Source organism: Legionella hackeliae (assembly GCF_000953655.1).
Taxonomy (GTDB): domain Bacteria; phylum Pseudomonadota; class Gammaproteobacteria; order Legionellales; family Legionellaceae; genus Tatlockia; species Tatlockia hackeliae.
The window spans coordinates 271,861-294,763 of sequence record NZ_LN681225.1 but is presented as its reverse complement, the minus strand read 5'-3'; the positions used below and the strand labels follow the sequence as shown (position 1 = coordinate 294,763).

Genomic DNA, 22,903 nt, shown 5'->3' with positions numbered 1-22,903 from the left:
CCCTCAGCAAATAAATGGTGACAAGGTATTTAATGAAAGAAATTGTGAGTAAAATTAAAATAACGGGAACATATTCAGCTGCAGGCACTAAAAGTCCTCCGCTAAAATCGCATTGGTTGTAGCATATGACCTGGGACTCCAAGAATCCAATGCCTCAAAACAATTAGGATTAATCCGCAGATTACCATCTACGGACATAGCCATACCATGCTCTAGGGTAGGTGTAGATTCCCCGGTAATTACTCCAGTCATAACCAGTATAAGCTCGAGTTCCCCAGTAAGGGCGATAACCATAATATCCCACAGAATAGACATAATCATTGGTATAGCCAGCAGGGACATAGTTAGTTGTAGTTACAGTACAACTGGATAAAAATATGGCAGGTACAAATACCATCAAAGCAACAATTGACTTTTTCATAAAGCACATCCTTGCTCATGCATTTGTTCTTAAATTATAAGACATGTTTTTACATTAAACAAAGAGAGATATTTAGTGACAAAATCAGCGCTTTTAAACAAAACAGAGACTGTATTTAGCTATGAAGCAGGTAACGACCACCTGTGCATCTGAGCCGCTAGAAAAAACCATGGTGGCGATCTATGACGCACTTTAGGTTTCCTGCATGGGGGCCAGGTATACACACCGCGCATCAAAAACAATCTCCCAATCTGAAAACAAAAACTGGTTCAGCCAGGATCAGTCATCACCTATATTGTATATTAGACTAAAAAATGCGGTTTGGAGAGCTTAGTCTCTCCAAACTTATTCGCGGAAATTCTCAAACTGTAGGGGCAGTTTAATATCTGAATTTTTTAATAAGGCGATAACTTCTTGTAAATCATCACGCTTTTTGCCAGTGACCCGAACTTTATCACCTTGAATAGACGCTTGAACTTTAGCCTTACTCTCTTTGATCAATTTTACAATGTCTTTCGCAGTGGGTTGATCGATGCCTTGTTTAAACGTCATAGATAGCGAAAACGTTTTACCACTATGAACTGGTTTATCCTCTATATCTGCACCGCTGGCATCTATATTGCGCTTTGTGCAGTGATTGCGAAATAGATCCTCTAATTGACGAACCTGAAAATCTGATTCCGATTTAAGGGTGACGACAAGTTCATTGAGTTCGATACTGGATTCCACACCACGAAAATCAAAGCGAGTTCCCATTTCACGCTGTGAATTTTCAACAGCATGGCGCAATTCCACTTTATTAATTTCTGAAACAATATCAAAAGAAGGCATAAATCCCTCCGACTAAAAAATCAGGAAACTATTGTAACTAAAAAATAAGGCTTGGGAATAGCTGATACGCGCTTTAAATCGCATTTGTCATTAGGTAAAAAAAGGGCTCCAGTTGGAGCCCTTTTTTTAGACGTTCTGTAGTTGTTGAGTAGGTTCGTTCAGTCCTAATTGCTGATACATACTTATACCGCCATGGGAAAGTTTTACATCCTTAGGATAGATGTTTTTCATCTCCATACGCATCTCATCCAGCATTACCGCAAGTTCTCCTATATCGTCAATAGGGATACCACCAGGTAACTTTCTAGCTAAGTTGTTATACACATCAATATTCTTCTCAAAAGCACGGATAAATGCTTGAGCAAATAATTGTGGATTGGTGATAGACTGATAATTTCGACTTTCATCATTTAATTGCATGTGCTTCAATTCTGCAAGAAAGTTTGCAGCAATCTCGATGCGAGCTTCTTGCAATGCTTTGTTATAAAATATACCTCTGTCTATAGGACGATAGTTATAAATAACCACACTATCATTCTTTTCTGTATTGATTAGCTCTGCACGTTTCGCTAAATAAGCTTCCAGTCTGGTAATCAGTTTCTCGCGTGCATCTTCAAGCTGGAAAGCAGAACCAACTGCATTTATTTCCAGTCCTAATGAAGTACGACGATCCTCGAGTGATTCCCTTAATTGATTGGGCAAGTCGTCTGCAAATAAATCAGCAGCGCTATTGGTTGCTGTGATTACTATTTCTTCCTTATCCTTATTAGATTCATTTTTGTCCTTCTGGCTGAATATGGATAGTAATCCTTTTGCCCCATCAGCCAGGTTTTTAGCCCCTCTTACCAAATTATCTTGTAATCCTTCACCCGTCGATAAATCCTCAGCAACTCCAAGTTGTGCTAATAAATCAGCTTCAATTGCAATTGTGGCAATTACTGCTGAAAGAGATTTTGCACAACTAATCAGGTCAATAGTCTGTTGAATAATCCATCTGCAATCATCTAATTTGCCTGCCGTTTCTAATCTGTTATGGAATTCACCTCGGTCGAGAACTGTTTTAAATCTTTCCAGCTTTACTATTAAGTCTTTTTTAATTCGATTCAGATCATCTGTCGTTATGTGTTTAAATTTAGCAGCTAGCGTTTCCTCATTGGCAAGATAAATTGCTTCGAAATGAGTTCGAGTAATACCATCTTTGTCCTGAGTGAATACTATTTCTTCAAGATTAATATTATCACCATAAATTAAACTTGTGCCGGCAGCCTGAGAAACAGCGGTATTCAATTTACGAGCAACCGCTAATGAACTTCCTTTTACATTTAAATCATTTCTTTGAGTTTGAGTCTGAGATTTTTTTCCAATTAAACGCTTTTCTAATTCACGTTGAGCATTGAGAGCCTTAAGAGCAGTCTCTTTTGACTCCTGATTTAATTTTTTATGAAAAGTTACCTTTACTACCGTATCGCGATAAGCTTGGCGCTGAAAACAAAAAAAACTCGACATAGTTTCACCTTTGGACAAAATGTAAAAAACAACTAATAATAACACAAAACAAATAAAAATTGTATAAATAAATATCATAAATAGCGCAAATAGCGATTACACCGGGTTATACACTCCTTGATTGCTATCTTTCCAATCGTAAGCATCATTTAAGTTCTGACACAAATCCTCTAAAATCTTGGCCAACTCTCCTTGTTTATCAACTACCCTTCCATAAAAACGATAAAGACGCTCGTTCTCTTTCTGCGCATTTTGTAAAATCTGTAATAACTGCTGAGGGCTATCAATATCTTGTCCAACATCAATCATAAATTGCAACTTATTTAATAAATGACTAGCCAATTCTATTCGCGCAATCTGCAAACGAGTATTATAAAAAAAACCCCTATTGATAGGCAGATAAGTCTGGCACAGATAATTTCCAGAACGCTCTTTTTCAGTGTACACGGCACGCTCTTTTAAATAATCCCCTAGTTTCTTAATACAAAACTCGCGCATTTGCTCAAATTTAAATGCTGGCCCTAATGAATTGGGAATGTAATTCGCTGATTTTAACGTTAATGAAGTATGAAGTTTAGTCGTAAGCGCCTGAAGACTGGAAAGAGCGAAATCAGTAATCTCTGGATAAAGACAAGCGAAATTAGCAGCAATGGCCAAACTGATAATAACTCCAGATACCGTTCTCGCAGAATCTATCAGTACCTTGCTTCGATTGACAAAACGCTCAAATCTATCAACTGTCTGGTGGTATTTAGCAGGAACATACTTTCCATGTGCTTCACCTGTTGCCCGAGAAACATACTCCTCATAAGATTGAATCATTAAAATAATGAGTGCTTCTTTCAAGTTCCTTAAATCTTTTGGGGTAAACTGCGCAAAACTATCGGATAGTGACTCTGTATTGAGCAGATAAATTAATACGAAAGAATCAATATTATTTTCAAAAAATTCCTTTTTAAAATACAAACTTACCTGATTTATTAAACTATCATAGGACGTAGTTGTAAAGGCATCCCTTTTATGAGGGTAAAATTCTTTCAATTGTTGCAGCGCCGTCTCAGGCGAAACGCGCTTTTCGATTTGCTTCTCAATAAAGAACCTGGTAGTTATTGCATTGCGAACCTGAATTGTCTTCGCCCCAAAAAAACGCCCCATGCTTTACTCAACCACAATCTAAAAAATGTCCTTATTTTATCACAAAGTGAACGAAATATTGATAAAAAGACCGCAAATTAGTCATGCCGCCCAGGAAATCATCATTTTATGAATATTTTAAAGGAGAGATTTGTAATTTTTAAGCGCTTTTTATCACCATTAAATAAAAAATTAACAACACCCCTATGAATGCAGGCCATCCCAAGATGAACCAAATTCGATAAAGACTATAATACGCAGCGGGTAAATCTTGTTTTTCAACAATAGCCAAGCGAATTATTTTTTCTAATTTCATTTGGATAAAGACAACCGGAATCCAGCACCCCCCCACCAGAGCATACAAAAGAAGGGAAGCCATAATCCAAAAACTTGTCAATGAATAACCAGCTATATAGATCATTGCCAAGCCGGTTAAGGGCTGAATAATTACCGCAGGTGTGGTAAAGACAAAATCTGCAATCACCACATTTCGAGTTATCCGTTGCAAATATAATAAATTATCACGCTTGCGATTTCCCATAAACATGTAAAATGCCGAACCTAAGCCCGTACCGAAAAGCAAGGTTGAGCTTACGATGTGAATTAATTTAAGCCATAGATAAAACATTATTTCTCCGAATTTGTGTCGTAATTGGCAAATCGGATATCTCAGCGAGGTAATCCTTTAAACTTACCAATCCCACACAAGGTAATGCACCCGTTGATGTCAGCGCCCCCTGAATTAATTGTTTCGCAAGAACAATAGCAGGAATTGTGGGGATGTGCGGTCCAGCAGCCTCTTTCGCTAATATAAACCATTTAATTTCTAATGGTTCTCCTTGCAAATTTTGTCCCTTCATAAACATATGCATACCGCTATCATTGCTACTCTGCCAATCGAAACAATGACCAACATTAATTAACAACTGTGTATGTTTAGGTAAGGATACCGGCAACCCTAACCGTACTAACCATGCCACTACCCACATTCCCCAATGCAACAAATTACTCTCCATTCCTGCTGAAAAGCGAATTTTTTTAATCCCAAAATGCTGTGGTAATAGATCAAGATCAGGAACATCACAAAAGCACATCCACCGTTTTCCCATGTCAGGGTAACGGATCCGATGCAAGCCTTGCCAACCATAAAACGATTCTGTCTCACCCAAGGGAGCACGACATGGTTTCCCTAAATAAGTCAATATGGCCTTAGCTGTAGCAAATCCTCGGGAAAATTTTTGTACTGTTGCAATACCATACTGTAAAGAATCAATACAACTAAACTCATGATGAAACTCTTGCAATACTGCCGAGGATAAACCAGGAACGCTACTTGCTCCACTTACAACCAAAACACCCTTAGCTTTTGCCTTGTCATTTAAGCCACTGATACCACAAACAAAATCACGCCCATCAGCAAGGTCCAAGTAATGAATCCCACAATCAATACAATTGGTAGCGATGTGATAATCCGCCATTTGAAAAGGACCGCAAGTATTAATGACGACGATTGGTTGATACTTTTTTAAAGTTGTTTCAATATTTTGTTCAGCGTCAACTGCCAGGGCAGTAATAGGCACATGCGGAAATTGTTGTTGCAATTCAAAAGAAAATTGCTCGGCTTTAGATAGATTACGGCCCGCAATAATGATAGCAATACCCTCTTTACATAGAGACTGAGCTATACGCTTGCCGAAATTTCCATAGCCACCCAGGATCATTACTTGCTTTTTCATGATTTGCTCTATTTTACTATCGCTAATTGACAAGTGATTGCGTCAATTTACTATCATCATAACCCAGCCTTGACTAATTTTCCTCAAATTATGGCCCCAGGCTTGGGTGGTAAAATTATTAAAAAAAACATAAAGTTACATTCATTCAATTGAAAGTGTATAATTTTTTGGCTATAGATCAGAAAGGCGCTTAATTCAGCAATTCCACAAGGAGGTAGGAAATGAAGCTTCCTATTCAAGTGATATTTCGCAATATGGACCATTCATCTGCTGCTGAAGACAGAGCCCGTGCACTAGCCAATAAACTTGAGCGTTATTATGACAGAATAATGAGCTGTCGTATTGTCATTGAATCACCACATCGTCATCATTCCAAAGGTAAACTCTACCACGTACGAATTGATTTAACAGTCCCAGAAGCCGAACTTGTTGTGAGCCGAGAACCTTCAGAGCATCATGCCCACGAAGATGTCTTTGTAGCTATTCGTGACGCCTTTCATGCGATTACACGACAGTTAAAGGATTATGTTGAGCAAAGACGAGGTCATGTGAAGCATCATGAGATGCCCCTTTATGGGCATATTCTTGAAGTATGTCCCCCAGCGGATTACGGGTATATTGAAACACCAGATGGGCGGCATGTACGTTTTAATAGTCAAAGCGTAATTGACTATGATTTTGAAAAGCTTGAAGTGGGCGATAAAGTCCGTTTTGCCGAAGTTGAAGGAGCGGGGGAACCTGTTGCCAGCACGGTGTATATTGAGAGTTTAACTCATCGCTAAAGCCAGGAAATTGGCGCATAAGCGTTGGAAACTCTACTGCTATGATAGGAGGGGTTTATGCGCGTTGGTGAATTTTGTAATCGCGAAGTTGTCATGATGCCAAGCGATGAATCTGTAAAAGTTGCGGCGGAACTTATGCGTTCGAAACATGTCGGCGATATTGTTCTTGTAGAAGAAAGACACGGCAAAAGAATACCTGTCGGCATAATTTCCGATCGCGACCTTGTCGTTGAAGTGATGGTCCCAGGTTTAATTCCTAAAGATCTTGCTGCATCTGATATCGTCACCCGCTCTCTACTTGTCATACACGAAAATGACAGCATGTTCGACGCGCTTTATCTCATGCGTGAAAAAGCGATTCGTCGTCTGCCAGTAGTTGATAGCGAAAATACTCTTGTCGGTATCATCACTCTGGATGACATTACTGATCTCTTGGCTGAAATGCTGGGAAATGTAGCTGATGTGGTGGAGCGACAGCGCGAACTTGAGATAAGACATCGCCCTTAAGATTCAAATTTATCCTTGATAATTATTGACTTAATTAGTGTCCTAATAGATAGTTTTTATCTAATGGTCCTAAGAATAAGAATTTGATGGTTTTCTCATACTCTCGCACCTTCTTTGTACTAACCTCACTTTTTCTAAGCTTCCCTGGTTTGACCGCAAGCGACGCTTTTCCACTTCCGGCGCGTTTATTAGGTGATGGTACCGCCGGGACAACCGCCGGAACCCGAGGGGATTTAATGTTGCCGTTGTTAGGTAGTGAACGAGGAATAGTGTATGGTGACTTACAAGGAAAATATTACCGTGATGAGAGTTGGTTTGGTGGCTTGGCGGGTGGTTTTCGTCAAACATTTGGTCGAACTATTATTGGCAGCTATTTGTTTGCCGACCGCAGTGAATCTGCAAACAGCCAGCATTTTTGGTCATTAAATCCAGGTATTGAGGCTATGAATGCGCAATGGGATGCGCATTTGAACGGTTATTTCCCTGTAGGTGACCGTAGTAAAACCCTCAACAGTGCCTGGGCCGACACTCTTGGTAATTATAACTTTGTCAGTTTTGCAGGACACCGCCAATTTGACCATATTTTTGTAGATACTGAAACGGCAGGTCGTGGTTGCGATGCAGAAGTGGGTTATCGTGTGCAACCCTTGAATAATCTTAGAGTGGCTGTTGGTGGTTACTATTTCAATTTCCAAGACATGAATAACATGCGTGGTGTTATTGGTACCCTTGAATATCCTTTCAATGAACGAGTCAGTGTGTTAGCGCAAGATTCCTACGACAATTTGCAAAACAATACCTTCATGCTCACCGTGCGTTTACGTTTCGGGGCCATCAATCCTCAGGAAGGACACATGCTAGACCCTATCCGTCGTAATTTGGGAACGTTAGATAGAGGTACAAGTATTCCTACCCAACGTGCCTGGATAGATACAGGAGCTAATCTTGTTGAAAAAGACAGACTGTGGTTCTTTAAACCGGGCGGAGAAACTTTTGATGCGGCCAAAGGCTTAGCCAACTGTACGGCAGAGCACCCCTGTACAAGTGCGCAATTAACACAATTTGAAGTCGACACAATTAATAACCTCGCTCCTAATAGCACATTGAATTTATCTACGGGTGTTTATTTACTCGATCCCACAGGTAATGAGCGTCTTAGTCTGCGTAGAGGACAAAATATTGACGGGCGAACCAGCGATTTTGTTAAAGAGGCCGTCGGTAATGAAAAACCAAGTTTAATTGGCGGTCTTGATTTAGATGGTTTTAATAATGTGAGTAATATTTTCCTTGATAGCACAATAACCTCTGTAACACCAAAAAATCTTGTACCTAACCAGGCAGCACAGTCTGTCGGTGAAATAATAAAAGGCAATGCAACCCTTCGTAATGTGAGCATAGGTGTTAGAAGTACTTATAATTTGGGGATCGATATTCTTAGTATTAATGGTGCACGACCCATTGTAAGCCTCGTCAATTCAACTGTTTTTGCTCGAAGCAACAATTCAAGGACAGTCACTACTATCCGCGCAAATAATGCAAATCTTAATATCCATGGGGGCGCTATTTTAACACGAGCAATCAATGCTCAAGTGGGTTTGCTCCCTGTTGTCGCGACAGGTATAGAATTAAATGGTCGCAGTGAGCTGAAAATGATTAATGGCACAGTGGAAACTATAGCAGTTACAGCGACTTCCAATCTCGTGCCTATAATGACTGCTCAAGGCCTGGTAGTAAATGATACCAGTACCTTTCAGATTTCAAATTTATCCTTATTTACTATTCGAGGAATTTCAGACGAACCAGCCCCGACTTTGATTCGAGCTATGGGTATAAACAACAATAGCTCTACTTTACACACAGGCAGCATTAGTAACACGACCTTTAACATTACTGCTGATGCCCGGATTGGTCATGCAAGTGCCTGGGGAATTCGTCAGTCTGTAAATCACAAGCTTAAATTAACTGACGTTACGATTAATCGCTTCACCAAAGGAACCTCCACATCTGGAGTAAATATAGGTCCTTAGAGAATCTTTCTCTAGGATAGATAAATCACTAATAGGAACATCTGGTGACTCATTGGATAACATGGCGTTGGCTACTTGATTTGCTGTGGCTTGCATTCCTTTTAGCCTTACTCTTGCATTTTTGGCAAGACAGAAAAAATTTTCTAAAAATCCAAAGCTGGTTTTTGACTAAGGGCAGAATTACTCAATTCCTATGGACCCAGGAAGGTTACCGTTTGTGGCCAAAAATTGAGTATTCCTATCGAGTTCTGGATCAAGATTTTCAAGGCGAACGTCTTTTTCCAGAAACAATGCATATTAATTTAAACAGCAAATATGCAAGAGAAGTGGCTTATCGTGCAGCCCTGGCCTATGAAAAAGATGTCGATATTGATATCTATTACAATCCTTATAATCCGCAGGAGGCCGTGCTTGATATCACTATGCCGCGTAAATTAACGTTAATCATTATCTTACTGACAGCGTTAATTCTTTTTCACCTTGTCATTGTGGCTTACCGTTTGTTGTAGCATCTTCCTCTGTTTGCGGCTGACATACACACGGAGGTTGGGTCACCTTTGATTGCAAACTAGCTATTGCTAATCCACGCACACCCTGCCCAGAGGGAGCTTGAATAAAATTAATCGTAACCAGCAAGTCTTGTTTTTGTTGATATTGGGGATTCTTATACAGAACAAGGATAGGCATGGTGGCTTCCCATTGTGTTGCATTGACCGTCCTGATGGTGGGAGGCAAAGTAGCTACAGCACTCACTACGTAATAATTTTTTTTCACAGTATCAGGAAGTTTAGAGGTGTTCAATGCTGTGCTATACGCAGTCCATCCAGCAGCTGTAAAATATTTGGCAATTTCTTTTTGACGAGGTAAAAAATTCTTATAGTCAAATGTATATGTTGCAATAATAGCTTCATTGGCCCACACAGCAAGCTGAGTGTTATCAGGTGCCGCAAACCCTGGCAGCGATATAAACAACGTGAACAGGAAATACAGTCTGATCTTACGCATCAAAATCCCCTAAATCTTCATTCTAAACAGCTTTAACAGATAAAAAAACCCCGGTGATAACACCGGGGAAATTGTTACCATACCTTAAGTATGGACAATTACTTCGCATAAAGAGGGAAATGCGAAGTAAGAGCATTTTTGATGCTCACTATTTAGACACGAAAATTATCAAAAAGTTCACACCTTTTTCAAAAATTTATTTTAAGATGCGTCCTCGCCGGATAAACATGCGTGATTGTTATACCGATAACGCCGTATTTATGTTATTTTATACGGTTTGGGGTCTTACTACTCAAACAGGGTGCTTTAATAATCCCCCGCCCTTTATACGCAATGACTGCGTATAGTTTTTCAATCAGTTAATAAAAACAAAAAAGGGGAGAAGCCTAGTGCGCAACAGTCGTTTTTACTTTGCTAATCGTGAAAATGTCAGCCGTTACATCAATCGCTGGGATCTGTTGTTACTAATTCTTATCTTTTCTGTTGTTTTTTTTCTCGGCTGGGCCGGCAAACAAATGGCCAGTCCTTATCAATTGGGCGAACCTTTACCTATTTCTTTAGAGCCTGCGAAGTTACCTTTTTATGCGTTACGCACCGTATTACGGATGTTTATTGCCCTTAGTCTCTCTATATTGTTCACCTTTATAGTTGGCGCGTTAGCCGCAAAACATCGACGGGCAGAGCAAATTATTATTCCGGCTATTGATATTTTGCAATCTGTACCAGTTTTGAGTTTTTTATCAATTACCGTAACGGGTTTTATTCACTTATTCCCAGGTAGTTTGTTAGGTCCTGAATGTGCTTCAATCTTTGCAATTTTCACCGCTCAAGTGTGGAATATTACCTTTGGTTTTTATCAGTCGTTGAAAACACTGCCTGAGGATTTGAAAGAGGCAGCAGCGATGTTTCAACTCTCTGCCTGGCAACGTTTCTGGAAAGTTGAAGTTCCTTTTTCCATGTCCGGTTTATTGTGGAATATGATGATGTCGATGTCTGCCAGTTGGTTTTTTGTCGTGTTATCCGAAGCCATTGCCGTTTCACATCAGGATATTCGCTTACCGGGGGTTGGTTCTTACATTGCATTAGCTATTGAGCGACACGATTTGCATGCTGTTGGCTATGCCATTCTCACCATGGTTATCGTGATTTTTCTCTATGATCAAATTCTTTTCAGACCTCTTATAGCCTGGTCAGAAAAATTTAAAATGGAGCAATCACCGGATGAAGAAGAATATCAATCCTGGTTAATTGACCTAATTCGCAGCAGTCGTTTGATAAAACGCTTCAGTAACCGATTTGCAGCGATCAAAGATCGTTTTGTGAACGCTCCTTTGTTTAGTCGAAGAAAACCAAAAGTTATTAAAGAAATTGATTACCGCCATCAAAGACATATGGATTGGATTTGGAATACAGTAGTATTAATTGCCATTTTAAGTGGCGGTTGGTTATTGTTAAATTTTATTCTCGCTCAACTTGCAGTCAGTGAAATTTTTCATGTGTTTCTTTTAGGAGCCGCGACAGGTACCCGCGTTATTGTTTTGATTATTGTTAGCTCCCTTATTTGGGTTCCTGTGGGAGTCTGGATTGGTTTACGGCCTCGAATCGCACAAAAAATACAACCCGTGGTTCAATTTGCCGCAGCATTTCCAGCAAATTTGTTTTATCCTTTATTTGTGATTGCTATTGTTCGCTTTAATTTAAGCGTGGAAATTTGGGTAACTCCACTGATGATTTTAGGTACTCAATGGTACATTTTATTTAATGTCATCGCGGGTGCATCAAATATTCCCCGAGATCTTTATCTAGCCGCTGACAATTTTGGTGTTAAAGGTTGGCAATGGTGGAAACGTTTAGCATTGCCCGGCATTTTTCCTTTCTATATTACGGGAGCCATTACAGCCGCTGGAGGCGCATGGAATGCCAGTATTGTGGCTGAGTGGGTTAGTTGGGGAAATACCACATTAAAAGCAACCGGTTTGGGTGAATACATTCAAGCCAGCACCATCGCTGGTGATTTTTCTAAAATAGCATTAGGTACTGCTATGATGTGTACCTATGTACTGGCATTTAATCATTTAATTTGGCGTCCTCTGTACCGCTTGGCGGAAGAACGCTTTCACTTCAATTGAGGCATCTATGTCAGAAACAATAATTGCTATCGAAAACTGCCGTAAATCCTTCAAAAAAGCATCCGATCAGGATTTATTGGTACTTGAAGATGTTAATTTTCAATTAAAGGAAGGTGAGATTGTTGCCATGCTGGGTAAGTCAGGGTCCGGAAAATCGACCCTCTTACGGATTATCGCAGGTTTAGTGCCCCCCAGCTCTGGCAAAATTTCTTATCGTGGTCAGCCCGTGACAGGACCTGTACCTGGTATTGCAATGGTTTTTCAATCCTTTGCATTAATGCCCTGGCTCACCGTATTGGAAAATGTAGAGCTAGGTCTGGAAGCACAAGGTGTTAGTCGCGAAGAGCGTCGACATAGAGCCATTGAGGCGATTGATACTATTGGTCTTGATGGCTTTGAATCAGCGTTTCCTAAAGAATTGTCTGGGGGAATGCGTCAACGTGTAGGTTTTGCCCGTGCTTTGGTGATTAACCCCGACGTATTATTAATGGATGAACCCTTTTCTGCACTTGATGTGTTAACGGCGGAAAATTTAAAGTCAGATTTATTGGAACTTTGGAAAGAGAAGAAAACCAATACCAATGGCATATTATTAGTTACCCATAATATTGAAGAAGCAGCAACACTTGCTGATCGTATTGTTATTTTCGGTAGTGATCCTGGTTATATCCGAGCCGAATTACAAGTAACTCTTCCACAGCCACGCAATCAAGAAACCCCTGAGTTCCGTGATTTAGTGGATAAAATATATAAACTAATGACAACAGGACCCAAAGAAAAAGCCAAACGCGCACAACGGGAGCGTCAGATAGGCTTAGGCTACCGCTTGCCTGATGTTGAACCTTCAGAATTATCGGGCTTAATTGAAACAATGAAATCATTTGAAGAGCGAATCGACTTACCAGAATTAGCTGATGAACTTATGATGAACATTGATGATTTGTTCCCTATTCTTGAAACCTTAGAGATTTTAGGACTAGCTAAAGTTTCTGATGGAGATATTCAGCTTAGTGAGTTAGGTAAACAATACTCTGAAGCAGATCTGCAAGCTCGTAAACAAGTTTTCGCAAGATGCTTACTCGAGAAAGTCCCTCTTGCTCGTTATATTCGTCGAGTATTGGACGAAAAAATAGGGCATCGTGTTTCAGAAGAACGGTTTTTAAGTAAGCTTGAAGATTATTTAAGCGAAAAAGAAGCTGAACGCGTTCTACGAACTATGATTGATTGGGGGCGATACGCGGAAATTTTTGCCTACGATTTTAACACTGGAATTCTAAGTTTAGAAAATCCAGGCTTCTCTGATTTACACTATAATGATTAATCTCTGAAATATCGCTAAAACGAATTTATTTACCTGAACAGCCCGTTCTGCAAGGAGTTCAAAACGGGCAATAGGCTAATAAACAAGTTCTTAAGCCTTTTTATCTTGTTTGGCTTTATCGACAAGAAAATTGAGTATCTTAAAGAAGCGCTCTTGATTTTGTGCCATTTGTAAATCTGTTTTGTAGTGATTATTCACAACCACCGCAGGTACACCATTGACATGGTAATGAGACATTAACGCAGCATCCTGAGCAATCTGCAAATCAACCATAGTGGAGTTTTCAAATGCTGACTTCACAGTTGCATTGTCTGCCCCTTCTGTTGTGAAGAAACCTACCATAGCTTCGTTATTTGTTAAATTACGCTTATCAGTTTGAATAGCCTTAAATAATGCAGGATTAATTTTGGTTTCCAAGCCTAAAAGATGAGCAGTGTAATAAGCTTTGGCATACACTTTCCAATCTTTATTGAAAACTACTGGAACCCGTGAAAATTGCACTTTGTCCCCTTGTTGCTCTAACCAGGTCATCAGCGCTGGCTCAAGTCGGTAACACCAAGGACAGCCATAGCTGAAAAACTCCGTAATAGTCACTTTATTGGTATTTGCATTAACAGTGGGTCCAATAACAAGCTCGTAGTCTTTACCAGCAACAAACTCATCTGCAAACACCAAGCTTGGCAATAATAAAACAATCAATAATAACCGCTTTAACATTTTCTATATCTCTCTTTCATTAAACAATTAATGTAGACCTTGCATATAAAAAGCAACCGCTTCCATATCCTCATGACTCATACGAGCACTGATATCTCTCATGATCGAATTTAAATCATTCGAACGTTTTTTATCTTTGAATGCCTGTAACTGCTGTATGGTATAGGGTGCGTGCTGTCCAGACAAGACTGGAAAACCTGCTTGACCATTTCCTGTCCCTCGCGGACCGTGACAGGCAATACAAGCAGTAATATGTTTCTCAAAGTCACCGCCACGATAAAGTTGCTCCCCACGCTTTAAATATTTCTGCGGGGTAACTCCTTCTGGAAGTGGTTGCTTGGCATAAAAAGCAGCTAGCTCTGCCATATCCGCTTCACTTAGAGTTGCCACAATGCCCACCATAGCAGGTGCGTTACGAGTGGTACCTTTTTTGTAATCCTGCAACTGCTTCAAAATATAACTTGCGTGCTGTCCAGCAATGTTGGGCCATTCGGGATTTAGACTAACACCCTGCTGTCCATGACAAGCGACACACACTGTTGCCTTAGCCGGCGCTGGAGTAGTTTGTTCTGCAGCATTGCTCGTAAAGGTGCAGAACACAATAAGAGCAAATACAATTTTTTTCATTCTTTTTCCGAGGGTTCTATCTCATTTAATGGTACACTGCTTGGTTAAAATCCCAAAATGAAATTGAAAATAATGTTAATAAATCCTTATTCGCGTGCAAGTTTTTTAAAAAGTGCTTCTCGAGTAAACCAATTACCGACCGATGAAGGTTTCGAGGTTGCTTTCGCCGGACGCTCAAATGCAGGAAAATCGAGTGCACTAAATTGTTTAACTAATATTAAACAACTTGCTCGGACCAGTAAAACACCAGGACGAACTCAACTCATTAATTTATTTCAACTTGACGACTCACGTCGTCTAGTTGATTTGCCTGGTTATGGATACGCAAAAGTTGCTCAGGAAATCAAACAAGATTGGCAACAACATCTTGCTCATTATTTGGAGGTTCGCCAGTGTCTACGCGGTTTGATTCTATTGATGGACTGCCGCCATCCGCTTAAAGAATTAGATCAAACAATGATTGATTGGTCTTTAGCACGAAATTTACCAGTTCATATCTTATTAACGAAAGCCGATAAACTAAGTCGCAGTGAGGTTAAAAATACTGTTCAGAAGGTTCGAAAATATTACCAGGCCATGCCAGACTTAATTAGTGTGCAATCTTTTTCATCCTTGAAAAAAGAAGGAATTGAGGAGTTAATTTTAAAATTAAACGAATGGTTTTGCTGGCCTGAAGAAGAATTAAACTCATAAAGGGGATATTTCTCCCTTATGAGCCCTTCGAATTCATTCCTTGCAAAAGCTCTTTAACGACCTGAGGATTAGCCAGGGTTGATAAATCACCTAGTTCGGAAAGATCATTTACCTTTTTAGAAGCAATTTGTCTTAAAATTCTGCGCATTATCTTTCCCGAACGGGTTTTAGGTAAATCAGTTACCCAACAAATTGCCTCTGGTTTGGCAATAGCACCGATATCAGATTTTATAGTTTCAATTAACTCCTGATAAAGCTGCTCAGAAGGATGCTCGTCATGTTGCAAACTGACAAAAGCATACACAGCCTGCCCTTTAATTTCATGCGGTATACCTACAACCGCGGCCTCTGCTACTTTGGAATGTGTCACCAAGGCGCTTTCGATTTCAGCAGTGCCCAAGCGGTGACCAGAGACATTTAAAACATCATCTATACGCCCTGTAATCCAGTAGTCGCCTTCATCGTCGCGACGAGCTCCATCCCCAGTAATGTAATAACCCTGATCAAAATAAGTTTCTCGGTAACGCTCATGATCGCCTGCAATAGTTCTTGCAATAGCCGGCCAGGGGTATTTAATTGCCAACCGTCCTTCTCCTGCCCCATTTATTTCTTCATTATGCTCATTTAATAAAACGGGAAAGATAGCTGGTAGAGGTTCACTGGCAGCACCGGGTTTTGCATGTTTCAAATCTTGCTGAGGGCATATCATAATGGCGCCAGTCTCTGTCTGCCACCATGTATCGACGATTGGTAAACGATTAAATCCCACTTTTTCGCGATACCATTGCCAAACATCGGGGTTAATTGGTTCTCCAACCGTTCCCAACAGCCGTAAAGAATCACGCTTTGTCGTTGCTAGCCATTGATCACCCGCTCGTTTTAATGCGCGAATAGCTGTTGGTGCTGTATAAAAAACACTAACCTGATGCTTATCTACTACCTCCCAACAACGTGCTGGCGTTGGCCAGGTTGGAATGCCTGCAAAAATTAAAGATGTAATACCATTGCATAAAGGGCCATAAACAACATAGCTATGTCCTGTTATCCAGCCTATATCCGCTGTACACCAGAAAATATCCTTCTCTGTGCAATTAAAGATATGTTGGTGGCTATAGGCAACCTGCGTCAGATAGCCTCCAGTGGTATGAACCACTCCTTTAGGTTTACCTGTACTGCCTGAGGTATATAAAATAAATAAGGGATCCTCAGCATCCATAGGTTCAGGAGGACATTGTCCACTCGCTTCAGTTTTTAACTCATGCCACCAGCAATCGTTTTTTGGATTAAAGGCGGTCGGTTCTCCCGTTGATTTAATAACCAATGTCTTAATAGGGAGATCTTTAATTGCCTCATCCGCCTGTTCTTTAAGAGCAAAATGCTTACCACCACGATAATACCCATCGGCGGTAATCAATAAGTTACAGGAAGCAGCCTTAAGACGTTGATGTAAAGCATGGGGCGAAAAACCAGCAAATACTACAGTATGTACAGCTCCAATTCTTGCACAAGCCAGCATTGCAATCACGGCTTCTGGAATCATTGGCAAGTAGATACCCACTCGATCGCCCTTTGCGACTTTTAATGACTTAAGCACATTAGCCATACGGCAAACTTCATGATGCAGGTCGGTAAATGTCAGTTTTTGTCCGTGTTGTCCTCTATCGCCTTCCCAGATTAAAGCCGTATGTTTCCCTTTTGCTGGTAAATGCTTGTCCAGGCAATTTGCACTCACATTCAATTTACCACCACGAAACCATTGAATATCACCCGTTGTGAAGTCTCCATGTAATATATCATCCCAAGGATTCATCCAGCTTACATATTTACGGGCAACGTTATCCCAGAAATCAGCAATAGTTTTCCTGTTATGACCAGAACTATTCATGAGTAACCTGCTCTTTAGCAATTGCTTTGATAATGGCCGAAAAATCTAAATGCCCTAAACCTGCGTCATTAAACTGCTGATAAATTGCCGTTGCTTTCGCCGCTACAGGTGTTTCGAGTCCCATTGCCGTAGCCGAATTTTGGCTTAAGTTCAGATCCTTAAGCATCATTGCTGCAGTAAATCCTGGTTGGTAGTTATTGTTTGCCGGTGTATGTGGTAATACCCCAGGGACCGGAGCATATTGACTCATTGCCCAACACTGTCCCGACGAATTAGTGACTACCTCAAATAATTTTTGCGCTGATAAGCCTAAGTTCTCAGCTAGAACAAAGGCTTCGGAAATGCCTATCATTGAGATGCCTAAAATCATATTGTTACAAATCTTTGCAGCCTGACCACTGCCAGCAGCACCGGTGTGAATTATTTTTTTTCCCATTGCTTCTAATATGGGTCTTGCTTTTGCAAACGCTTCTTCCTGGCCACCAACCATAAATGTTAATGTCCCTGCGGTAGCACCTGCAACACCTCCTGAGACAGGGGCGTCAACCGTCAATAGTTGTCTTTGCGCACCGTGTTGATGCACCTCGCGGCTGCTTGCAACATCAATTGAAGAACAGTCAATGTGCAGAGTTTTGGGTTTAACTACAGCGAACAACCCTTCGTTTCCTAAACAAACTTGACGCACCTGCTGCCCTGTTTGCAACATGGTGATAATAATTTCCTGATTAAATGCAGCTTCCTGTAACTTATGTGTGATACTGCCACCAGCATCTTTTAAGCTAGTCATAACTTGTTGTTGAAGATCAAAACCCGTTACTGCATGGCCTGCTTTTAACAAATTAATAGCCATTGGCAAGCCCATATGACCTAAGCCGATAAAACCAATCCGTGCCATTTTTTTCTCCTGAAAATGGGAAAGGCAAAAAGCCAGTTCTTATTCATGAACTGGCATTGTGAATGCACTTTTATCAAGGGTAGTAACAGGCCATTTGCTGGTAATTGTTTTGCGTCGAGTATAAAACTCAATACTTTCTTTACCATGCATATTGGTATCACCAAATGATGAGCGCTTCCATCCACCGAAAGGATGACTCGCTATTGGCACAGGAATTGGGATATTGATGCCCACCATGCCCACTTGTACTCGTTGGCTAAATTCACGAGCGGTATAACCATCACGCGTAAAGATAGCTGTACCGTTTCCATATTGATGGCTATTGATTAACGCCAGAGCTTCATCAAAATCACGAACGCGCAGCATCACAAGCACGGGGCCAAAAATTTCATTTTCATAAACCGACATTGACTCATTGACTTGATCAAATAATGAAGGGCCAACGAAGTAACCTTCAGGATGCGTTTTATGTTTGAAATTACGACCATCTATAACTAATTGCGCCCCTTCAGAAACACCTTTATCAATAGCAGCCAAAACCTTCTGCTTATGCGCGCTACTAATTAAGGGCCCCATATCTGTGCCATCCATTTCACCGTTATCAATGCGCATTCCCTGGATGAGCGGTTTTAATTTTTCCAGCAAGTTATCCGCAGTATGATCACCTACAGCAACCACCGCCGAGATGGCCATGCAACGCTCACCGGCAGAACCATAAGCAGCCCCAACAATAGCATTCGCCGCTTGATCCAAATCAGCATCAGGCATAACTACACAATGATTCTTTGCTCCACCAAAAGTGTGTGCACGCTTACCGTGTGCAGTTGCTTTAGTATAGATAGCTTCAGCTACTGGGGTTGAAGCTACGGCAGTAAACGCTTTAATATCAGGATGCGCTAATAAATAGTCCACAACAGACTTGTCACCTTGCACGCAATTAGCAACTCCATCGGGTAATCCTGCTTCTGTTAAAAGTTCTAATAAACGGATTGGAGCAGATGGGTCTTGTTCGGAAGGCTTCAAGATAAACGTATTACCGCAAGCAATGGCAGGAATCATCATCCATACAGGCACCATCACTGGAAAGTTAAAGGGAGAGACCCCTGCACAAACCCCCAGCGGTTGCCGCAATGTATGGCAATCAATATGATTGGAAACATCCGCCGAAAAATCACCTTGTAATTGAGTAACCAAACCACAATGAAACTCGACCACTTCTATTGCACGAGCGACAGAGCCCTTTGCATCTTCCAGAGTTTTTCCATGTTCACGGGTAACAAGACGAGCTAAATCAAGCTGGTACTTCTCAAGCAGCTCTCTAAATTTAAATAAAATACGGGCTCTTTTTAATGCCGTTGTTTCTGCCCAGGTAGGCCAAGCTGCTTTTGCCGTAGCCACAGCTTTATCGCAAGTTGCTTTATCAGCAAAATAGACTTGCCCAATGGCTTCCCCTAACGCCGGATTGTAAATTGTATGCGCATTGGACGATGTGGCAGTATAGTCTTTACCTCCAATGTAATGAGGCACAGTATAACTCATCTCAAACTCCTTTTAGGATGTAATTAGTCAGCGAAGGTGCTTATTAACACCTGATAATAACGTTTATCTTCACCAATTTGAGAACTGCGTGTTTCAATAATTTTAATTCTGGTATGCTGACCAGCTTTTGATAGTGCATTTTGGATTGCTTCATTGATCCCTGCATCAGAAGAACCAGTAAAGTCTCCTGTTTTTGTTTTCATTCCCTTTTATCCTTAATCCTAAAGAAAACACAGTGTAGCATGAAACAACATTGAATATCTTGCTAAAATACTTTAGAACAAATTGTTAAGTACGAGGATTTATTTAATAATAAAGAATCAACGCAGGCAAGGAAAAATGGATCATGGGAAAAAAAACAATATTGCGCCTAGCCGAAGGCACGAAATTTCCTGGATTAGAAGGTGGACCAAAGGAAGAGACCAGTGGCATTTTTGATAAAAAATTAAAACTACCTTTGAAATTTGCACAAAATATAAAGGAAAATATTGGTGATTTTGATCTGGAATATTATCCAAAAACTCCTGATTTAAAGCGCAGTTATCAGCGACGAATCGATAGTTTACACAACACATTTTTATTTATTTTAGAGTCAATTCCTGAGTTCCATGAAAAAAATGAAGAGCTGAAAGCCTATCTTTCCTGGTGTAAAGCATTACACACCCTTCCTGATAGTGAATCGATTGAGAGCTATCAGATAATTCTTGCCAAGTACACAAGCCTGTTGGTGAATGCACTTTACGATTATTACCCTTATGAGGTAGGCTCAGGTGATAAATTCAAGCTGGCTACTGAACTTTTAAATAAAGCAGAACAATATGTCATTATGAAAGAAGGTCGAGCTGATTTAGCGACTTTGATACCTTATAAACTGAATGATTCAATTGAATATATCTTACGGTGGGAGAAGCAATTAACACCTTATTCCCAAGAAACTTTTCAAGAATTTAATGCAGTTAAACAAGGGACGTTACGTACTACGCCAGCCTGGTTTCGTGGCCTACCTCCCTTTATGCAAATGTATTTGCATTCCTGCATCCCTGAATACCTGGTGGTGGAATCAAACGAAGCAACACTAACGAAACTTAAATTTGCTATTAATCAATTTATGCAGAAATGGGATGATATTCAAACACAACATAATCTAACGCTCGCGAGTGATTTGAATTCGATAGCGAATAATAAACTTCCTGGCTGGTTTGCCAGTTTAGGCAGACAAGATCAGCAATTGCTAAGATTATTCTGTGAATCCAAGCTATCAGTACTTGAAATTACTACGCAATTAAGTGCTTTCAATAAACAAATTCAATCTTGGGCAAAAAGCAAAACAAGCTCTGCAAAAAAAGACAATTTTAGATTCCAGGATCTGGAAGCTTTAAGAAAACTACCTTATTGGTTTATCGTTTTAGAAAACTATGAACAACTTTTTCTTAAACAAGTTGTAGATAGTTGCGAACAACTGAAAGATGCGATTTCATTCGCACCAAGTCGCCTTCGTCGCATTCCCCTGGCGGCAAATTTGTGTGAAAGCAACTGTTTTGCACTAACTGCAGAGGGGAAAGTCGTTCAAAAATATGCCTCTCGAATACGTTCTAGTCATTTGGCTTCTCGTGATGTTATTAAATTGCCTGAGCAAGTTAAAAAATTGCATGCCTCGCGTAATTTAGCATTAATCGCCAAGTTTGCCGAAACAGAACAAGCTCTGTTGGAACAAACTCTAGTGAGTCCTGTACCATTACTGGAGAACCATATCCCTGATGCTTATTTAAATAGGCAACTGCAAGAAACGGTAAGCAATTTTCAAAAAGAATCCAATCGCATTATTCTAACCACAAATCATCCATTGAATATAGCAAAGTATGTTTACTATACACAGTCTAATGATCCAGGATGCATGGCAGTTTATAATATGTCTCAGGTTATTCTTTTAATTAATAAAATCCCGCAGCTAGAAGGCTCTTGGGACTTAAAGAATATTAAACAAATCATTGAGCAAGCTTTTACAGAAGTAGAGTATAAACAAGGTGATAAGGCAAATTCTTATACCCCTGTAGAATTGGATCTCAAAAGCGAGCAGGTTAAAAAGAATTTAGTCAGCTTGTTTAGCGAAAACTATCAATTATTAAAGTCATTTAATGGTTGGCAACAGTTACTCAGTCAGCATTTACTGTTACGAAAAAATTGTGCTGACCAGGGAGAATTGGGCAACTATCTGACCAATTTAATCGACCTACAGAGTGTGGCTAACGAATACCACGCTGTATTAAATTCCTCATACGGAACCGCAACTTTTTTTGATTTTTATGGACGGGAATTATTTTTAGCCTCTCTTGAAAATCTACTGTTTATACTGGCCAAAGGTAAATGTGCAGGCTCTTGTGTCAGCGGTAAAGATCGCAAAGACATAGAAACTGTTCATACGCTTGCAATGTTACTCTACCGTGATAAAAAAGGACGCTGGCCTAGTATGCAGGATATAGGCGAAGACCGAAAAGACTTTGTTGATATTGTTGCAACACTTGTTGTGTCCGGGCATGGTGATGAACTCGCAGGGCAAAATGCGCCCGGTGCTGATGGCATTAAAACTCCTGAAAATTACTGGCCAGCAGATATTGCTGAAGCCATACGCAAAAAATCACATGAACAAGCCCTACGCAATAGTGACATCTTGGCCACTAATAACGAGGTGGGACGTATAGGAAAACTCCAGGAGCTAGTAACGCCTGGTTTCTCAACCTGTGTATTTGCAAGTCTTCGATTAACTGAGGAGCAGCGTCAAAAGATCCTTGGAGGACTCGGAATACTGTGTGGCGAACAACAATTTCTACGCAATAAAACGTGGAGACTTCCTTTTATTTCCTCCTATGCACCTACAGGTTTTGAGGGAATTAAAGCTATTCTACATGAGCCTGGTGATAATAACACAGCTTGTATTTTCAAACTTGCCCAAGTGATTATGGAAATCAAAAAGCGTCCGACGGTAAGTTGGACTCGAGCTCCAGAAATACAGAAGCTTTATACGGCATTGCTTGGTCTTTGCAAAGAAGAGTCGAAAAAGGAGGCAGTGGAGACTATTGCTCTTTTAACAGAAACTAAAAATATGGCATTTGATTCCAATTCCCAATGCGTTTATTAATGGGGATAGATC

Annotated in this window: 21 protein-coding genes; 8 read left to right on the top strand and 13 right to left on the bottom strand. The window is 40.3% G+C overall.

Annotated features, from left to right (window positions below):
* Window positions 1–181 precede the first annotated feature (181 nt).
* The 6 genes from LHA_RS16865 to LHA_RS01320 form a co-directional block, all read right to left on the bottom strand.
* Window positions 182–421, bottom strand: coding sequence for a hypothetical protein (locus LHA_RS16865; protein ID WP_082060251.1), 240 nt, complete (start codon window positions 419–421; stop codon window positions 182–184).
* 345 nt (window positions 422–766) lie between these two features.
* Window positions 767–1,252, bottom strand: a complete 486-nt coding sequence (locus LHA_RS01340; protein WP_045104949.1) for a YajQ family cyclic di-GMP-binding protein — start codon at window positions 1,250–1,252, stop codon at window positions 767–769.
* A 126-nt stretch (window positions 1,253–1,378) separates the two neighbouring features.
* On the bottom strand, window positions 1,379–2,758 hold the full coding sequence (locus LHA_RS01335) for a hypothetical protein (RefSeq protein ID WP_147292379.1): 1,380 nt from the start codon (window positions 2,756–2,758) through the stop codon (window positions 1,379–1,381).
* A gap of 96 nt (window positions 2,759–2,854) precedes the next feature.
* Entirely contained in the window at window positions 2,855–3,913 is a 1,059-nt protein-coding gene (locus tag LHA_RS01330) for a hypothetical protein (protein ID WP_045104947.1), read from the bottom strand.
* 139 nt (window positions 3,914–4,052) lie between these two features.
* Window positions 4,053–4,520 (bottom strand): DUF2269 family protein, encoded by a 468-nt coding sequence (locus LHA_RS01325; RefSeq protein ID WP_045104946.1) that lies wholly within the window; start codon window positions 4,518–4,520, stop codon window positions 4,053–4,055.
* Window positions 4,501–5,661 (bottom strand): saccharopine dehydrogenase family protein, encoded by a 1,161-nt coding sequence (locus LHA_RS01320; protein WP_256597199.1) that lies wholly within the window; start codon window positions 5,659–5,661, stop codon window positions 4,501–4,503. The genes LHA_RS01325 and LHA_RS01320 overlap by 20 nt, the downstream gene beginning before the upstream one ends.
* 188 nt (window positions 5,662–5,849) lie before the next feature.
* On the opposite strand from LHA_RS01320, the gene LHA_RS01315 reads away from it, so the two are divergent.
* The 4 genes from LHA_RS01315 (at window position 5,850) to LHA_RS01300 (ending at window position 9,453) form a co-directional block, all read left to right on the top strand.
* Window positions 5,850–6,410, top strand: coding sequence for an HPF/RaiA family ribosome-associated protein (locus LHA_RS01315; RefSeq protein WP_045104944.1), 561 nt, complete (start codon window positions 5,850–5,852; stop codon window positions 6,408–6,410).
* Window positions 6,411–6,467: 57 nt separating this feature from the next.
* A complete protein-coding gene (locus LHA_RS01310; RefSeq protein WP_045104943.1) occupies window positions 6,468–6,917 on the top strand; it encodes a CBS domain-containing protein in 450 nt (149 codons plus the stop codon).
* Between the two features lie 149 nt (window positions 6,918–7,066).
* On the top strand, window positions 7,067–8,944 hold the full coding sequence (locus tag LHA_RS01305; protein WP_147292378.1) for a hypothetical protein: 1,878 nt from the start codon (window positions 7,067–7,069) through the stop codon (window positions 8,942–8,944).
* A gap of 44 nt (window positions 8,945–8,988) precedes the next feature.
* Window positions 8,989–9,453: a DUF3592 domain-containing protein gene (locus tag LHA_RS01300; RefSeq protein WP_045104941.1), complete on the top strand. Its 465-nt coding sequence runs from the start codon at window positions 8,989–8,991 to the stop codon at window positions 9,451–9,453.
* Here LHA_RS01300 and LHA_RS01295 read toward each other — a convergent pair.
* A complete protein-coding gene (locus LHA_RS01295; protein ID WP_045104940.1) occupies window positions 9,428–9,949 on the bottom strand; it encodes a DotI/IcmL family type IV secretion protein in 522 nt (173 codons plus the stop codon). The two genes, LHA_RS01300 and LHA_RS01295, sit on opposite strands and share 26 nt — an antisense overlap.
* A 389-nt stretch (window positions 9,950–10,338) precedes the next feature.
* Between LHA_RS01295 and LHA_RS01290 the strand changes: the two genes are divergently transcribed.
* Entirely contained in the window at window positions 10,339–12,078 is a 1,740-nt protein-coding gene (locus LHA_RS01290) for an ABC transporter permease (protein ID WP_045104939.1), read from the top strand.
* A gap of 7 nt (window positions 12,079–12,085) precedes the next feature.
* Window positions 12,086–13,399 (top strand): ABC transporter ATP-binding protein, encoded by a 1,314-nt coding sequence (locus tag LHA_RS01285; protein WP_045104938.1) that lies wholly within the window; start codon window positions 12,086–12,088, stop codon window positions 13,397–13,399.
* Between the two features lie 90 nt (window positions 13,400–13,489).
* On the opposite strand, the gene LHA_RS01280 is transcribed toward LHA_RS01285, so the two are convergent.
* Both LHA_RS01280 and LHA_RS01275 read right to left on the bottom strand, forming a co-directional pair.
* Window positions 13,490–14,116 (bottom strand): thiol:disulfide interchange protein DsbA/DsbL, encoded by a 627-nt coding sequence (locus LHA_RS01280; RefSeq protein ID WP_045104937.1) that lies wholly within the window; start codon window positions 14,114–14,116, stop codon window positions 13,490–13,492.
* Window positions 14,117–14,143: 27 nt separating this feature from the next.
* Complete coding sequence (locus LHA_RS01275) at window positions 14,144–14,743, bottom strand: c-type cytochrome (RefSeq protein WP_045104936.1); 600 nt, start codon at window positions 14,741–14,743, stop codon at window positions 14,144–14,146.
* Between the two features lie 72 nt (window positions 14,744–14,815).
* On the opposite strand from LHA_RS01275, the gene yihA reads away from it, so the two are divergent.
* On the top strand, window positions 14,816–15,436 hold the full coding sequence (gene yihA, locus LHA_RS01270) for a ribosome biogenesis GTP-binding protein YihA/YsxC (RefSeq protein ID WP_045104935.1): 621 nt from the start codon (window positions 14,816–14,818) through the stop codon (window positions 15,434–15,436).
* A 16-nt stretch (window positions 15,437–15,452) separates the two neighbouring features.
* Here yihA and acs read toward each other — a convergent pair whose 3' ends face one another.
* From acs to LHA_RS01250, 4 genes are read right to left on the bottom strand one after another with little or no spacing between them, the layout of a single operon-like run.
* Complete coding sequence (gene acs, locus LHA_RS01265) at window positions 15,453–17,321, bottom strand: acetate--CoA ligase (protein WP_045104934.1); 1,869 nt, start codon at window positions 17,319–17,321, stop codon at window positions 15,453–15,455.
* Window positions 17,314–18,216, bottom strand: a complete 903-nt coding sequence (gene mmsB / locus LHA_RS01260) for a 3-hydroxyisobutyrate dehydrogenase (protein ID WP_045104933.1) — start codon at window positions 18,214–18,216, stop codon at window positions 17,314–17,316. The genes acs and mmsB overlap by 8 nt, the downstream gene beginning before the upstream one ends.
* Window positions 18,217–18,255: 39 nt before the next feature.
* On the bottom strand, window positions 18,256–19,755 hold the full coding sequence (locus LHA_RS01255; RefSeq protein WP_045104932.1) for a CoA-acylating methylmalonate-semialdehyde dehydrogenase: 1,500 nt from the start codon (window positions 19,753–19,755) through the stop codon (window positions 18,256–18,258).
* 23 nt (window positions 19,756–19,778) lie between these two features.
* A complete protein-coding gene (locus LHA_RS01250; RefSeq protein ID WP_045104931.1) occupies window positions 19,779–19,958 on the bottom strand; it encodes a hypothetical protein in 180 nt (59 codons plus the stop codon).
* Between the two features lie 143 nt (window positions 19,959–20,101).
* On the opposite strand from LHA_RS01250, the gene sidP reads away from it, so the two are divergent.
* Window positions 20,102–22,891 (top strand): Dot/Icm T4SS effector PI-3-phosphatase SidP, encoded by a 2,790-nt coding sequence (gene sidP / locus LHA_RS01245; RefSeq protein WP_045104930.1) that lies wholly within the window; start codon window positions 20,102–20,104, stop codon window positions 22,889–22,891.
* Window positions 22,892–22,903: the final 12 nt, after the last annotated feature.

What these genes read in the sequence shown, in the direction of transcription:
- LHA_RS01255 (WP_045104932.1), bottom strand. Translation starts at nt 19,755, where the DNA reads ATGAGTTATACTGTGCCTCATTACATTGGAGGTAAAGACTATACTGCC.
- LHA_RS01285 (WP_045104938.1), top strand. Translation starts at nt 12,086, where the DNA reads ATGTCAGAAACAATAATTGCTATCGAAAACTGCCGTAAATCCTTCAAA.
- acs (WP_045104934.1), bottom strand. Translation starts at nt 17,321, where the DNA reads ATGAATAGTTCTGGTCATAACAGGAAAACTATTGCTGATTTCTGGGAT.
- LHA_RS01275 (WP_045104936.1), bottom strand. Translation starts at nt 14,743, where the DNA reads ATGAAAAAAATTGTATTTGCTCTTATTGTGTTCTGCACCTTTACGAGC.
- sidP (WP_045104930.1), top strand. Translation starts at nt 20,102, where the DNA reads ATGGGAAAAAAAACAATATTGCGCCTAGCCGAAGGCACGAAATTTCCT.
- LHA_RS01335 (WP_147292379.1), bottom strand. Translation starts at nt 2,758, where the DNA reads ATGTCGAGTTTTTTTTGTTTTCAGCGCCAAGCTTATCGCGATACGGTA.
- LHA_RS01295 (WP_045104940.1), bottom strand. Translation starts at nt 9,949, where the DNA reads ATGCGTAAGATCAGACTGTATTTCCTGTTCACGTTGTTTATATCGCTG.
- LHA_RS01325 (WP_045104946.1), bottom strand. Translation starts at nt 4,520, where the DNA reads ATGTTTTATCTATGGCTTAAATTAATTCACATCGTAAGCTCAACCTTG.
- mmsB (WP_045104933.1), bottom strand. Translation starts at nt 18,216, where the DNA reads ATGGCACGGATTGGTTTTATCGGCTTAGGTCATATGGGCTTGCCAATG.
- LHA_RS01340 (WP_045104949.1), bottom strand. Translation starts at nt 1,252, where the DNA reads ATGCCTTCTTTTGATATTGTTTCAGAAATTAATAAAGTGGAATTGCGC.
- LHA_RS01330 (WP_045104947.1), bottom strand. Translation starts at nt 3,913, where the DNA reads ATGGGGCGTTTTTTTGGGGCGAAGACAATTCAGGTTCGCAATGCAATA.
- LHA_RS01310 (WP_045104943.1), top strand. Translation starts at nt 6,468, where the DNA reads ATGCGCGTTGGTGAATTTTGTAATCGCGAAGTTGTCATGATGCCAAGC.
- yihA (WP_045104935.1), top strand. Translation starts at nt 14,816, where the DNA reads ATGTTAATAAATCCTTATTCGCGTGCAAGTTTTTTAAAAAGTGCTTCT.
- LHA_RS16865 (WP_082060251.1), bottom strand. Translation starts at nt 421, where the DNA reads ATGAAAAAGTCAATTGTTGCTTTGATGGTATTTGTACCTGCCATATTT.
- LHA_RS01315 (WP_045104944.1), top strand. Translation starts at nt 5,850, where the DNA reads ATGAAGCTTCCTATTCAAGTGATATTTCGCAATATGGACCATTCATCT.
- LHA_RS01250 (WP_045104931.1), bottom strand. Translation starts at nt 19,958, where the DNA reads ATGAAAACAAAAACAGGAGACTTTACTGGTTCTTCTGATGCAGGGATC.
- LHA_RS01280 (WP_045104937.1), bottom strand. Translation starts at nt 14,116, where the DNA reads ATGTTAAAGCGGTTATTATTGATTGTTTTATTATTGCCAAGCTTGGTG.